This window comes from Halomonas sp. H33-56 (assembly GCF_040147035.1).
GTDB lineage: Bacteria > Pseudomonadota > Gammaproteobacteria > Pseudomonadales > Halomonadaceae > Halomonas > Halomonas litopenaei.
Map to the genome: position 1 here is coordinate 2,286,978 of NZ_JAMSHP010000001.1, position 13,893 is coordinate 2,300,870.

At 64.5% G+C, this 13,893-nt stretch carries 14 protein-coding genes; 11 read left to right on the forward strand and 3 right to left on the reverse strand.

Annotated elements, in window-relative coordinates; translation table 11 throughout:
• Window positions 1-3: 3 nt before the first annotated feature.
• Together NFH98_RS09640 and NFH98_RS09645 are read right to left on the reverse strand one after the other, a co-directional pair.
• Complete coding sequence (locus tag NFH98_RS09640) at window positions 4-915, reverse strand: ribokinase (protein ID WP_348828063.1); 912 nt, start codon at window positions 913-915, stop codon at window positions 4-6.
• 408 nt (window positions 916-1,323) lie between these two features.
• Complete coding sequence (locus tag NFH98_RS09645; RefSeq protein ID WP_349622610.1) at window positions 1,324-2,268, reverse strand: D-2-hydroxyacid dehydrogenase; 945 nt, start codon at window positions 2,266-2,268, stop codon at window positions 1,324-1,326.
• Window positions 2,269-2,507: 239 nt separating this feature from the next.
• Between NFH98_RS09645 and NFH98_RS09650 the strand changes: the two genes are divergently transcribed.
• Both NFH98_RS09650 and aspS read left to right on the forward strand, forming a co-directional pair.
• The gene (locus tag NFH98_RS09650) at window positions 2,508-2,780 is read left to right on the forward strand and encodes an FmdB family zinc ribbon protein (protein WP_045994967.1); all 273 of its coding nucleotides are present in this window, start codon (window positions 2,508-2,510) and stop codon (window positions 2,778-2,780) included.
• A gap of 45 nt (window positions 2,781-2,825) precedes the next feature.
• The gene (gene aspS, locus NFH98_RS09655) at window positions 2,826-4,604 is read left to right on the forward strand and encodes an aspartate--tRNA ligase (protein ID WP_045994968.1); all 1,779 of its coding nucleotides are present in this window, start codon (window positions 2,826-2,828) and stop codon (window positions 4,602-4,604) included.
• A gap of 67 nt (window positions 4,605-4,671) precedes the next feature.
• Here aspS and ubiM read toward each other — a convergent pair whose 3' ends face one another.
• Window positions 4,672-5,943 (reverse strand): 5-demethoxyubiquinol-8 5-hydroxylase UbiM, encoded by a 1,272-nt coding sequence (gene ubiM / locus NFH98_RS09660; protein ID WP_348828065.1) that lies wholly within the window; start codon window positions 5,941-5,943, stop codon window positions 4,672-4,674.
• A 228-nt stretch (window positions 5,944-6,171) separates the two neighbouring features.
• Between ubiM and NFH98_RS09665 the strand changes: the two genes are divergently transcribed.
• From NFH98_RS09665 to pal, 9 genes are all read left to right on the forward strand, one after another.
• On the forward strand, window positions 6,172-6,924 hold the full coding sequence (locus NFH98_RS09665) for a YebC/PmpR family DNA-binding transcriptional regulator (RefSeq protein WP_349622611.1): 753 nt from the start codon (window positions 6,172-6,174) through the stop codon (window positions 6,922-6,924).
• 18 nt (window positions 6,925-6,942) lie between these two features.
• Window positions 6,943-7,494: a crossover junction endodeoxyribonuclease RuvC gene (gene ruvC, locus NFH98_RS09670; protein ID WP_108133601.1), complete on the forward strand. Its 552-nt coding sequence runs from the start codon at window positions 6,943-6,945 to the stop codon at window positions 7,492-7,494.
• A 398-nt stretch (window positions 7,495-7,892) separates the two neighbouring features.
• A complete protein-coding gene (ruvA, locus tag NFH98_RS09675) occupies window positions 7,893-8,504 on the forward strand; it encodes a Holliday junction branch migration protein RuvA (RefSeq protein WP_045992044.1) in 612 nt (203 codons plus the stop codon).
• Window positions 8,505-8,506: 2 nt separating this feature from the next.
• Window positions 8,507-9,535: a Holliday junction branch migration DNA helicase RuvB gene (gene ruvB, locus NFH98_RS09680; RefSeq protein WP_045992045.1), complete on the forward strand. Its 1,029-nt coding sequence runs from the start codon at window positions 8,507-8,509 to the stop codon at window positions 9,533-9,535.
• Between the two features lie 30 nt (window positions 9,536-9,565).
• On the forward strand, window positions 9,566-10,243 hold the full coding sequence (gene tolQ / locus NFH98_RS09685; protein ID WP_181248684.1) for a protein TolQ: 678 nt from the start codon (window positions 9,566-9,568) through the stop codon (window positions 10,241-10,243).
• Window positions 10,244-10,258: 15 nt separating this feature from the next.
• Window positions 10,259-10,699 (forward strand): protein TolR, encoded by a 441-nt coding sequence (tolR, locus tag NFH98_RS09690; protein WP_108133603.1) that lies wholly within the window; start codon window positions 10,259-10,261, stop codon window positions 10,697-10,699.
• A gap of 8 nt (window positions 10,700-10,707) precedes the next feature.
• Window positions 10,708-11,925 carry a cell envelope integrity protein TolA gene (gene tolA, locus NFH98_RS09695; RefSeq protein WP_349622612.1) on the forward strand — a complete coding sequence of 406 codons (1,218 nt, stop codon included), beginning with the start codon at window positions 10,708-10,710 and terminating at the stop codon, window positions 11,923-11,925.
• 95 nt (window positions 11,926-12,020) lie between these two features.
• Window positions 12,021-13,280, forward strand: coding sequence for a Tol-Pal system beta propeller repeat protein TolB (tolB, locus tag NFH98_RS09700; RefSeq protein WP_240184157.1), 1,260 nt, complete (start codon window positions 12,021-12,023; stop codon window positions 13,278-13,280).
• 58 nt (window positions 13,281-13,338) lie between these two features.
• On the forward strand, window positions 13,339-13,890 hold the full coding sequence (gene pal, locus NFH98_RS09705; RefSeq protein ID WP_045992086.1) for a peptidoglycan-associated lipoprotein Pal: 552 nt from the start codon (window positions 13,339-13,341) through the stop codon (window positions 13,888-13,890).
• Window positions 13,891-13,893 lie beyond the last annotated feature (3 nt).

The window sequence follows — 13,893 nt, forward strand, 5'->3', positions numbered from 1 at the left end:
GTCTCAACGGATGGCGTGCTGGCCGCTCGCCAGCGCTGTGTCGACCTCGTCGCGGGTCGGAATGCTGGCGGCCGCGCCCTGGCGCTGAACGCCGAGGGCGGCGGCGGTGGAGGCCAGCGCCAGGCAATCCGCCACGGTCTTTTGTTCCTGCATCGCGGCCAGATAGTAGCCGATGAAGGTGTCCCCGGCGGCGGTGGTGTCAACCGCCTCGACCCGACTCGCCGCCTGGAACTGGCGCTGTCCGCCGTGCTGATGCCAGGCGCCTTCGCCTCCGAGCGTCAGCACCAGTTGGGTGCTGGGCAGGCGCTCGGAAAGGGCGGTGAGCAAGGCGTCGGCATCGGTATCCTCTGCAACACCGGCCAGCCAGGCGGCCTCGCCCCGATTGACGAAAAGGAGATCGCACCGGTCGAGCGGCAGGTCCAGCACGGCGTCGCTCATCGGCGCCGGGTTGAAGGCGATGTTCAGTCCCTTTTCATGTCCGAGCCGGATCGCATCGGACAGGGCGCTGCATTCATTCTGCAGCAGCAGCCAGTCGCCGGCCTGAGTGCCCTCCATCAGCCTGGAAAGGTCGTCGGCCGCGTGGTGGTGGTTGGCTCCGGGGAACAGCAGGATGGCGTTCTCTGCGCCGTCGTCGACCTGGATGATGGCGTGGCCGGAGGGGGCGGCCACCTCGGCAATACCATTGACGTCGACCCCGGCATCGGCAAGCTGCTGGCGGGCCCAGCCATCCTGGGCATTCAGGCTTCCCCAGTGAGCCACCTGACCTCCGGCCTTGGCCAGCGCGAGCGACTGGTTGGCTCCCTTGCCTCCAAGGCCGACTCGGTGCTCATGACTCGCCAGGGTTTCCCCCGGGCGAACGAGATGGGGAACGCGATAGACATGGTCGAGATTGATCGACCCGTAGTTGTACAGCATGGGGTGTCCGATGAGGGGGTGGGCTCAGCGCGAAGTATCGGAGTGATGCCGGGCCGACGCAAGGGTGCAACCGCCATCGGTAACGAGGCTGCTGTTTTTTTCCAAAGTTATACCGTTATCTTAGTTTAGCAAAACCCGAATGTGCCAATTGCACCGAGTTGTTACTCATAGGCGATGAGGACAGGCCGTTGGGAGGCGTCGCATTCGCTAAACTCGCCCGAACATGCCGATCAGGGGCGCGATAACGTTGCATCGGCGTGGCGATAACGTTGCATAAGCTTGGCATCAGCGTGACGATAACCTTGTATCAGCGTGACGAAAGCCTGGAGAGAGCTCAGCAAGGGGCAGGGTGCCAACAGTGGCCTGGTGTCAGGCGGGCACGGTCTTCTGTGCCCGCCATGGACGGCGTCAGCTCTCTTGCGCAGCGTTCCGCAGATTGTCGACGGTCAGCTTGACGATGTTCTGTCGCGCTTCAGGGGTGATCCAGGCGCTGTGCGGGGTGACCAGCAGGTTCAGGCGCGGCGACTCGTTGACTGCGTCGATCAAGGCGTGGCCGTCACGGGGCGGCTCCGCGGGAAGGACATCGACGGCAAGGCCTCCCAATTGCCCTTCGCGCAGGGCGGCCAGAGCGGCTTCTTCATCGATCACTCCACCCCTGGCGCAGTTCACCAGCAGGGCGCCTTTCTTGATGGTCTTGAGGTTGTCCGCGTTGAGCAGATGACGACTGTGTTCGGTCAACGGGCAATGCAGGCTGACCACGTCGGCCTCGGGCAGCAGCTCGGCCAGTGCCGGGCGCCGGTCATTGGCCTCGTTGCCTGGTCGCGCGCTGAAGCTCACCCGCATGCCGAATGCCTCGGCCAGGGCGGCCACCTTGGAGCCCAGTTCACCCTGTCCCACCAGCACCAGATGCTTGCCTTCGAGTTGCAGGGTCGGGTGGTCCATCAGACAGAAGAACGGGCTCTGTCCCCAACGGCCTTCGGCCACGTCGCGCTGGTACTGCGGCAGGCGAGTGGCCAGGGCGAGGATCAGCATCAGCGTATGCTGGGCGACACTGGCGGTTCCGTAGGCGTTGACGTTGTCGACGCGGATGCCACGCTCTTTCGCCACCTCCATGTCGATATTGTTGGTGCCGGTGGCCAGTACGCAGATATGCCGCAAGGAGGGCAGGGCGTTCAGGGTATCGGCATCCAGCACCACCTTGTTGACGATGGCGACGTCGGCGCCGGCCAGCCGTTCACGCGCCTCGGCGGGGGTGCTGGTGGGGTGAACCTCGAGGCTCTCGAGCTGCTCGCGCAGCGGTGCCAGGTCGATATCAGTACCCAGGCTGTCGGCGTCCAGTAATACAGCTTTCATCGCTTCTCCTGTTGTGTTTGGTGGGTGTGGTGAGTCTGGTGGCGAAGATCGGTGCACAGGGCTGGGCCTTGAGGCGCTCAGCACGCTATAATGCGCCCCTTTGATTTGGGCTTGGAATTGCTGTTGGCCGGCCCTATATCGCATGTCGGGATCGGAAGCGGCGTGATCGAGGGTGTGTCAGGCAGATCAGACGCCGGCTTCCCGCCCCGCAGGAACAATGCGAACGGAGACCTAGAACCATGCCCATCTACGAATATCAGTGCAAGGCCTGTGGCCATCGGCTGGAGAAGCTGCAGCGCATGAGCGCCGCTCCCTTGACCGACTGCCCGGCCTGTGAAGCTCCGGAACTGAACCGCCTGGTCTCGGCGGCTGGCTTCCGTCTTGCGGGTGGCGGCTGGTACGAGACCGACTTCAAGACCGGTGGCACCAAGAAGAATCTGGCGGGTGACAGCGGCGGAGGCGGTGCCTCCTCCGGTGGTGGCTCCGCTTCCGGTGACGGCGCCGCTGCCTGATCCAACGAATTGCCTTTACCTTCACGCAACATGACAGGAACCAACATGCGCAGCCATTATTGCGGCCAGCTCAACGAAACCCTGGTGGACCAGACGGTCAGCCTGTGCGGCTGGGTACACCGCCGCCGTGACCACGGTGGGGTGATCTTCCTCGACCTTCGCGATCGTGACGGTATCGCCCAGGTCGTGGTCGACCCCGATACCGCCGAGGCCTTCGCCAATGCCGACCGCGCCCGCAGCGAGTACGTGCTGCGCATCCAGGGCCGAGTGCGCATGCGTCCCGAGGGAACCCAGAACCCGAACATGCCGACCGGCCTGATCGAGGTGCTGGCCAAGGAAGTGGAGGTGCTCAACACCGCCGCCACGCCGCCGTTCCAGCTCGACGAGCACGGCAAGGTGGGTGAGGAAATTCGCCTCAAGCACCGCTACATCGACCTGCGTCGCCCGGAGATGATCGAGAAGCTGCGTCTGCGCTCTCGCATCTCCCATAGCGTGCGGGCCTTCCTCGAGGGCGAGGGCTTCCTCGACATCGAGACGCCGGTGCTGACCCGGGCGACCCCGGAAGGTGCACGTGACTATCTGGTGCCGAGCCGGACCCACGCAGGCAGCTTCTTTGCGCTGCCGCAGTCGCCTCAGCTGTTCAAGCAGCTGCTGATGGTGGCGGGCTTCGATCGCTACTACCAGATCGCCAAGTGCTTCCGTGACGAGGACCTGCGTGCCGACCGTCAGCCGGAATTTACCCAGATCGACCTCGAGGCCTCCTTCGTCGAAGAGGCCGACATCATGCGCATCACCGAGTCCATGGTGCAGGGCCTGTTCAAGGACGTGCTCGACGTGGATCTGGGCGAGTTCCCGCGCATGACCTGGCATGAGGCGATGCATCGTTTCGGCTCCGACAAGCCGGACCTGCGCATCCCGCTGGAGCTGACCGACGTCGATGACCTGATGAAGGAGGTGGACTTCAAGGTCTTCTCCGGTCCGGCCAACGCTGATGACGGCCGTGTCGCCGCGCTCAAGGTGAGCGGTGGCGCCAAGCTGTCGCGCAAGGAAATCGACGAGTACACCAAGTTCGTCGGTATCTACGGCGCGCGGGGCCTCGCCTGGATCAAGGTCAACGAGCGTGCCAAGGGCATCGAGGGCCTGCAATCGCCGATCGTCAAGTTCATGGAAGGCGTGATCGAGACCCTGCTGGATCGTGTGGGTGCCGAAGACGGTGACATCATCTTCTTTGGTGCCGACAAGGCGCGCATCGTCAACGAGGCGCTGGGGGCTCTGCGGGTCAAGCTGGGTGAGGATCTCGATCTCTACACCCAGCCCTGGGCGCCGCTGTGGGTCGTCGACTTCCCGATGTTCGAGGCCGACGACAACGGTCGCCTGAGCCCGCTGCATCACCCCTTCACCTCGCCGGCGTGCAGCCCCGAGGAGCTCAAGGCCAACCCGGCCGAGGCCCTGTCGCGTGCCTATGACATGGTGCTCAACGGGACGGAGCTGGGTGGCGGCTCGATCCGTATCCACGATCAGGCCATGCAGAGCGTGGTATTCGAGATCCTGGGTATCGGTGAAGAAGAAGCCCGCGAGAAGTTCGGCTTCCTGCTGGACGCGCTGCACTACGGTGCGCCGCCCCACGGTGGTCTGGCCTTCGGTCTCGATCGCCTGGTCATGCTGATGACCGGCGCTCGTACCATCCGCGAGGTCATCGCCTTCCCCAAGACCCAGAGTGCAGCCTGTCTGATGACCGACGCCCCTGGCGAGGTCAGCAACGACCAGCTCAAGGATCTGAGTATCCGCCTGCGTCAGAAGGCCAAGCCCGAAGCCGGCGAATAACGCTACGCTATCGTGCTGTACCGAAAAAGCCCCTGCCCATCGGCGGGGGTTTTTCGTTGATGGGAAATCAGCCCAGCAGCCTGGACAGTGGTGACTGCAAGGAAGACGCCGCGCGACGGGCCAGCGACGGAAGGTTGGTGAGAGGTGATAGAGACGATAGAGGCGTGAGCGGTGAGCCACCATGAGGCTCGGTCAGGTGCTGTCCGATCATTCTACGCGCCGGTGCCAGTCGGTCACCCAGGCGCAGTCCCAGGTGACGGACCATTCGAGCGTGCACTCCGTCATCGGTGTAAAGGCCAACGATGGCCTGGGTGGCTTGATACAGCGGCCAGGTGGCCAGCCGATGCTCGCGCTCGTAGCGCTTCAGCAGTTGCGGGTCGGCGATGTCCTGTCCGAGTTGGTGGGCGCGGATCAGCCGGCGGGCCAGGCGGTGCTGACTCTGGGCGCCAAAGTTGAAGCCGTGTGCCGTCACCGGATGCATGCCCACCGCAGCGTCACCGACCAGGGCAAAGCGTTCGGCCACGAAGCGCTCTGCGTAGGCGCTTACCAGGGGATAGACGTGGGTCTCTCCCTCCAGGGTCATGGCGCCGAGCCTGCCTCCGTAGCGATGGGCCAACGCCTGCGACAGTGCCTCGGGCGGCAGCGCGGTAAGCTCCGACATCTGCTGGCTGGGCAGGGTCACCACCGCCGACGACAGGTGTTCGTGCAATGGCAACAACGCCAGGGTCTGGCCGTGGTCGAACCACTCCCAGGCAGACTGGTCATGGGCGCGTTGGTGGCGAACCCGACACACCAGCATGCTGCGGCCGTTATCGCGCATGCGCGCAGCGATGCCCATCTGACGGCGGGATTCGGAGAAGCGACTGTCCGCGGCCACCGCCAGACGAGCCGACAGGCGAGTACCGTCTTCCAGTGCCAGACGCGCCGCACCGGGGTCGCTGGTGATGCTTTCCAGCGCCGAGAAGTGCCAGTCGATGCCGTCCATGCGTTCGGCTTCCTCGAAGGCGGCGCGGCGTATCAGATGGTTCGGCACCATGAAGCCCAGTGGTCGATCGTTGCCGGAGTCGAAGTCCATGGCAAAGGACGACTGTCCGTTGAACACCTTGGCATGCGTCAGCGGTGCCACCTCGTGCTGGGGGATCCGCTGCCACACACCAATGTCGGCAAGCAGGTCGCAGGATGCCTGGGTCATGGCGATCTCGCGCCCATCGGGCCTGGGTTCGGCCAGTCGAGGGCGATCGATTCGATCGATCAGTGCCACACTCAAGCCGGCACCGGCCAGTGCTCGCGCCAGGCATAGGCCCACTGGCCCTGCACCAATGATGGCCACATCCTTCATTCGTCACTCCTGAGCTGGATTCGCTGGTGAGCTGCACGCGCGGTAGAATGCGCGATAAATCAAGCGCCCGACGCTAGCACAACGGGTGATCAGGTGGCGGGCTTTGTGGCGCGCATTTGATCCAGCGCCGGGTTCAGGTGCTTTTGGCAGGCTCCTTCAGGGCCTTGTCTTCCAATATCGCCCGGCGACGTGCGAAGCGTCGGCTTCCAGCAACCAACGGGATGCACCATGGCAGGACATAGCAAGTGGTCGAACATCAAGCATCGCAAGGCCGCCCAGGATGCCAAGCGCGGCAAGATATTCTCCAAGCTGATCCGCGAGCTGGGCGTGGCCGCTCGTCAGGGCGGGCCCGAACCCGCTGACAATCCGCGTCTGCGGGCCGCCATCGACAAGGCCCTGTCCAATAACATGACCAAGGACACGATCCAGCGGGCGGTGGATCGCGGGGCAGGGCAGAATGATGGCGATGACATGGAGGAGATCACCTACGAGGGCTATGGTCCGGAAGGCGTCGCCATCCTGGTGCAGTGCATGAGCGACAACCGCAATCGAACTGTCTCAGATGTGCGACACGCGTTTTCCAAGCATGGCGGTAACCTGGGCACCAGCGGATCGGTCGCCTTCATGTTCCATCACCAGGGGCGACTGACCCTGGCACCGGGAACCTCTGAGGAGGCAGCCATGGCGGCCACCCTGGAGGCGGAGCCCGAGGATATCCTGACCGACGAAGACGGCAGCCTGGAGGTGGTGACATCACCGGAGCGCTTTGGTGCCGTCAAGGATGCCCTGCTGGCCGCGGAGCTTGAGCCCGTCTACAGCGACGTCGGACTCTTCGCCGATACCACCACGCCCATCGAGGATGCCGATCTCGCGCGCCGTGTGCTCGCCCTGATCGATCAACTCGAAGACCTCGATGACGTGCAAAATGTTTTCACCAATGCGGACTTCAATGATGCCATTCTTGCCGAACTGGAGCGCTGACCTGCCGGGGAACCCGGCATGATCGTGCTGGGGATCGATCCTGGCTCGCGTATCACCGGCTACGGGGTACTCGACGCCAGCGAGCGGCAGCCGCGCTACATCGCCAGTGGCTGCATCCGGCTCAAGGATGAGTCCCTGGCCCAGCGCCTGGCGCAGGTCTATGCCGGGATCAGCGAGTTGATCGGGATCCACCGTCCCGCGGCCTTCGCCATCGAGCAGGTGTTCATGTCGAAAAATGCCGACTCTGCGCTGAAACTGGGCCAGGCGCGGGGCGCCGCCATCGTCTGCGCCGCCAATCACGGCCTGGATGTGCACGAGTATGGGCCGCGCCAGATCAAGCAGGCGGTCACCGGCAGCGGTGGTGCCGACAAGACCCAGGTGCAGCACATGATCACGGCGACGCTGGGACTGTCCGGCACGCCCCAGGCGGACGCCGCCGATGCTCTGGGAATCGCCCTGACGCACTGCTACGCGTCACGTGGCTTGATCACCCAGGGCTCCTTCGGTGGGCGGCCCAGCGGCTCCAGGGGGGGCGGCAAGGGGACGTCCTGGCGCCAGTATCGTCCCTAGGCGCTGTCCGAAAAGTCGACGAGCGAAGGTTAGACAAGGCAAAAATCGGTGAGAAAGCGCAGTTTACGGGGTGTAAATGAGCATTTTGACCGGGCTGGCGCACCAGCCGATTTTTAACGCCGTATTACCGAGCGCAGGCACTTTTCAGACAAGCCCTAGGTTTTTTTACGCCGATGCGCCGGGTTGTTGTTGCTGCATCGGCTGACGTTCAGGCTGTCGCAAAGTGGCGACGGAAGCATTATCGAACAGCGTTTGTTTGTGCTGGCGGGGCCCAGGCTGCCACCGTATAGTGGGATGCAAGGTACGCTTGCAGGGTAGCCGCTCCCGCGATTCGTGACCGCCGTCTCAGGTACACTGGCGATCACTTTTACCGCCGAGATCAAGGAAGTATTCGCGCCATGATTGGACGCATCACGGGCACACTGCTCGAAACCCAACCACCCTGGCTGGTGGTCGACGTCAATGGCGTCGGCTACGAGATGGAAGCCTCCATGACCACCCTGGTCGCCCTGCCGGGCGCCGGGGAGCGGGTGTCGCTGTACACCCATCTGACCGTGCGCGACGATGCCCATCTGCTGTATGCCTTTGCCCGCGAGCAGGAGCGCGCGCTATTTCGCGCACTGATCAAGGTCAACGGTATCGGCCCCAAGCTGGCCCTGGCGATTCTCTCCGGCATGGACGAGGACGCCTTCATCCGCTGCGTGATGGAAGACGACGTCAAGGCGCTGACACGTCTGCCTGGCGTCGGCAAGAAGACGGCCGAACGTCTGGTGATCGAGATGCGCGATCGCTTTCCCCACTGGCAGCATCCCGACAGCCTGCCGCTCGAAGGGAACGCTCAGCCGTCCACACCGGTATCCGGCAAGACGGCATTGGCTGACGCCGAGGCGGCGCTGGTCAGTCTGGGCTACAAGCCCACCGAGGCAAGCCGCATGTTGTCCGGCCTCGAGGATGAGGGCAGCACAGAAGCCATGATCAAGGCGGCGTTGGCGCGCCGCATGGCGGGTTGACCATGATCGATACCGACCGACTGATCGCCGCCGATCCGCAGGAAGGAGAAGGGCGGGTGGACCACGCCATCCGCCCCAGGCGCCTGGCCGACTATATCGGCCAGCCCCGGGTCAGGGAGCAGCTCGAGATCTTCATCCACGCCGCCCGGGCCCGGGACGAGAGTCTCGACCACACCCTGGTATTCGGCCCGCCTGGACTCGGCAAGACCACCCTGGCCAATATCATCGCCACCGAGATGGGCGTGGGCCTGACCTCGACCTCCGGACCGGTGCTCGAGCGTGCCGGCGACCTGGCCGCCATGCTCACCAATCTCAAGGCCGGTGACGTCCTGTTCATCGACGAGATCCATCGACTCTCGCCGGTGGTGGAAGAGATCCTCTATCCCGCCATGGAAGACTTCCAGCTTGATATCGTCATCGGTGAGGGCCCTGCGGCCCGCTCGATCAAGCTCGATCTGCCCCCCTTTACCCTGGTCGGGGCGACCACCCGAGCCGGGCGTCTGACGTCACCGCTGCGTGATCGTTTCGGTATCGTGCAGCGCCTCGAGTTCTATGCCATCGACGAGCTGACCGAGATCGTGGCACGCTCGGCGCGCCTGCTCGAGGTGCACACCGACACGGACGGCGCCCGTGAGGTGGCCAGGCGCTCCCGTGGCACACCACGTATCGCCAACCGGCTGCTGCGGCGGGTTCGCGACTTCGCCGAGGTCAAGGCGGCAGGGCGCATCACCGCCGAGGTGGCCGACCAGGCGCTCAACATGCTGCACGTTGACCACCATGGCCTCGACCATATGGACCGTCGTCTGCTGCTGGCGATGCTCGAGAAGTTCGACGGTGGCCCGGTGGGCGTGGATTCGCTGTCGGCGGCCATCGGCGAGGAGCGCGACACCATAGAGGACGTGATCGAACCCTACCTGATTCAGCAAGGTCTGATGATGCGCACCGCACGAGGCCGGGTGGTGACGCGCCAGGCCTGGACCCATTTCGGCATGGCCCCTGACGACCAGGCCTTCGACGCTTCCAACGACTGACCCGAGACGAGGATTTCCGTGAACGACTCCATGTCCATTCCCCATCTGATCATGAACGCCAGCGGCGTGGTGCAATTTGTCATGCTGCTGCTGATGATCGGTTCCGTGCTTTCCTGGATCGTGGTGTTCCAGCGCAGCTTTGTGATGCGCCGTGCACGCAAGGCGCATCGCGCCTTCGAGGACCGCTTCTGGTCCGGCGTCGACCTCAACGAGCTGTATCGAGACGCCCCGGCCGAGGGCGAGACCCAGGGCGCCGAGCACATCTTTCGCGCCGGCTTTCGCGAGTTCAATCGACTGATGCCGAAGACCCGCAGCCCCCAGGCGATCCTCGACGGCGTCCAACGCAGCATGCGGGTGGCCTGGTCACGTGAAGAAGAGCGCCTGAACCTGCACCTGGTGTTCCTCGCCACGGTGGCCTCGGCCAGCCCCTATATCGGCCTGTTCGGCACCGTCTGGGGCATCATGGGCTCCTTCCAGTCGCTGTCGATGGCCCAGCAGGCGACCCTGGCCACGGTGGCACCATGGATCGCGGAGGCGCTTGTCGCGACCGCCATGGGCCTGTTTGCAGCGATCCCCGCGGTCATCTTCTATAACCGCCTGTCGGCGGAATCGTCGCGCCTGCTGGGTAAGTACGAAGACTTTGCCGAGGAGTTCCACTCCATCCTGCACCGCAACCTGCAGGGCCGGCCCGACGCCGGCGCCGCCTGATCAAGGAGACGCCGCATGCTTGGACCCTTCAATCGCCGTGGGCGCAGCAAGCCCATGGGGGAAATCAATGTGGTCCCCTTTATCGACGTCATGCTGGTGCTGCTGGTGATCTTCATGATCACCGCGCCGATGCTGACCCAGGGGGTCAAGGTCGACCTGCCTCAGGCGACATCGGAGCCGATCGAGGACACCGAAGACACCGACCCGATCATCGTCTCGGTGGACAAGGAAGGGCAGTACTTCATCAGCCTCGGTGGCGACGAGACCCAGGTCAGCCTGGACGAGTTGAGTGACCGCGTGGTCATTCTGCTCGAGCGCAACCCCGGTACGCCGGTCATGGTGCGGGGTGATCGCAACGTCTCCTACGGCCAGGTGGTGACCTTGATGAGCACGCTGCAGGTGGCCGGCGTCGCCAACGTCGGGTTGATCTCCGAACCCCCGCCCCAGGACGGTTAGGAGCGCTCATGGCGAAACCACAGCGGCGAAAGACACTCAAGCGTTCCGCCGGGCGAGTTGGCTATGGTCTGCCGACGGTGCTGGCCGTTGCCCTGCACCTGGGTATCCTGGTCATCAGTGTGATCAAGTGGCCGAGCAGTGAACCCGAGGCGCCCAACAACGCCATCGTGCAGGCTACCCTGATCAGCACCGAGACACGTACCGATCAGGCCCAGCAGGCGGCCGAGGCACGCACCCGCGCGGCCGAACGTCAGGCTCAGGAAGAAGCCGAGCGCCAGGCCCAGGAGGAGGCCGAACGTCAGGCCCGCGAGGCCGCAGAGCAGCAGGCCGCCGAAGAGGCCGAGCGTCAGGCGGCAGAACAACAGGCTCAGCAGGAAGCCGAGCAGCAGGCAAGGGAAGAAGCTGCCGAACAAGCCCAGGCGGAAGCCGAACGGCGGGCCGCCGAGGCCGAAGCCGCCGCCCAGCGCAAGGCCGAAGAGGAAGCCGAGCGTGAAGCCGCTCGCCAGCAGGCCGAGCAGGAGCGCCAGGCCGAAGCCGAGCGACGTCGTCAGGAAGAGGCGGCGCGACAGCAGGAGGCCGAACGACAGGCCCGCGAGGAAGCCGAGCAGAAAGCAAGAGAGGAAGCCGAGCAGCAGGCAAGAGAGGAGGCTGAGCGCAAGGCACAGGAAGAAGCCGAACGTCAGGCCCGCGAGGCAGCCGAGCAGAAAGCAAGAGAGGAAGCGGAGCAGCAGGCAAGAGAGGAAGCCGAGCGCAAGGCACAGGAAGAGGCCGAACGTCAGGCCCGCCAGGAAGCGGAACGCAAGGCACAGGAAGAGGCCGAGCGCCAGGCCCGCGAGGCCGCCGAACAGAAGGCCAGAGAAGAGGCCGAGCGGCAGCTTCAGCGGATCATCGAGGGCGATTCCAGTGCCGTCTCCAACGCCGAACAGGGGAACGAGGCCGCCAATGGCTTTATCCAGCTGGTGCGGCGTGCGGTGGAGCAGGCCTGGGTCATCCCGCCCAATGTGGGCGACGGCACCACCGCCGAGGTACAGGTCAGGTTGGGGCCCTCGGGTGAAGTATTTGCTGCAACGGTCACACGTTCGAGCGGAAACGCCGCCTTCGACAACTCCGCCATCCAGGCGGTGGAGTCTGCTGCTCCGTTCACCGAACTGCGAGACCTTCCCAGCGGCGTGCAACGCGACTATCGTCAATTCAATCTGCGATTCAGACCGGGAGACATTCGCTGATGAGAGCCTTGAATGCGAGTTGGTGGACCAGGAGGGTCAGCATGACCGTCGCTCACACAAGCCTTGCCAAGCGTCTGCTTGCTGTTGTGGCAGGCATGCTGGTATGGCTGGCCGGGCCAGCGGCCCAGGCCGATCTGACCATCGATATCACCCGTGGCAACGAAAGGGCCACACCGATCGCGGTGGTGCCCTTCGCCGACCAGGCGGGTGGGCTACCGGAGGATATCGCCCAGGTCGTCTCCGATGACCTGGAGCGCAGCGGCTACTTCGAACCGTTGCCGCGCTCAGAAATGTTCAACCAGCCCTCGAGCAGCGAAGAGGTCACCTACGGTGACTGGCGCAGTCTCGACTCGCGCTACCTGGTGGTCGGCAGCACCAGTCAGGAGGGTGGCCAGGTCAAGGTGCGCTTCGAGCTTCTCGACGTCAGTGGCGAGACCCGGCTGCTGGGCGAGACGGTCACGGCATCGAGTTCCGATCTGCGCGGCGCGGCGCACTATATCAGTGACCAGATCTTCGAGGAGATCACCGGAATTCGTGGCGCCTTCTCGACCCGCATCGCCTATGTCACCTCGCAGGGGGTGGGCGACAACACCCAGTACGGGCTCTATGTGGCCGACGCCGATGGGCGCAACAGCCAGCAGGTCCTGACGTCCGATGAACCGATCATGTCACCGGCCTGGTCGCCGGATGGCGGCAAGCTGGCCTATGTGTCCTTCGAGACCGAACGGCCGGCCATCTACGTGCAGAATCTGGCCACCGGTCAGCGCGTCAAGCTGACCGACTTCGAGGGGCTCAACAGCGCACCGAGCTGGTCGCCGGATGGTCGTCGCCTGGCGATGGCGCTGTCCCGGGACGGCCAGCCCGAGATCTACGTGATGGATATCGGCTCGCGCAACGTTCAGCGTGTCACCAACTCCTCGAGCATCGAAACCGAGCCGGCCTGGGCGCCGGACGGCCGCTCCCTGATCTTCACCTCGGACCGCTCGGGCGGCCCCCAGATCTATCGCCAGAGCGTGTCCGGTGGTGAGGCCGAGCGTCTGACCTACACCGGCAACTACAATGCTCGTGGTCGCCTGTCGCCGGATGGCGAAACGCTGTTCTTGATCCACCGCGGCAACAATGGCTATCAGGTGGCCAAGCAGGACCTCGAGAGCGGGCGTCTGGTGGAAATCAGTGATGCCCAGCAGGCCGAATCTCCCAGTATCGCGCCCAATGGCACCATGGTAATCTTCGCCACCCAGCAGGGTAGCACCGGGGTGCTGGGAGCGGTCACCGCCGATGGACGTGCGCAGTTCCGTCTGCCCGCCGCCCAGGGCGATGTCCGTGAGCCGGCCTGGTCCCCGTTTCTGAACTGATTCGACGGCCATATGCCGATGAATCGACTTTGATGCATCACGCAAGGAGAGTGACACGATGTTTCTCAAGCCCTACGCCCGTTCGCTGGCCATCGCCGCTTCCCTGGCCGTTCTGGCTGGCTGTTCCAGCACCGGCGGCACCCAGGACGGCAGCGCCGCAGGCACCGGTACCGGCGGTACCATGGGTGGCACCGGCGTCGGTACCGGCACCGCCGGCAGCGGCCAGGTCAGCGGCTCCGGCTATGGCACCGACGGTGCCGGCCAGATGGCCGACGGCCGCATCCCGGAAGTGCGCACCATCTACTTCAACTACGACAGCGACGCCATCCGTCCCGAGTTCGAATCGGTGGTCAACGCCCACGCCCAGTACCTGAGCAGCAACCCCAACGCCTCCGTCGTGCTGCAGGGCCACACCGACGAGCGCGGTACCCGCGAGTACAACCTCGCGCTTGGCGAGCGTCGTGCCGGGTCCGTCGAGCGCTACCTGCGCCTGCAGGGCGTCAATCCCTCGCAGATGGAAGTGGTGAGCTACGGCGAAGAGCGCCCCGCAGCTCGCGGCAGCAACGAGGATGCCTTTGCACAGAACCGCCGTGTGGTCTTTGCTTACTGAAAG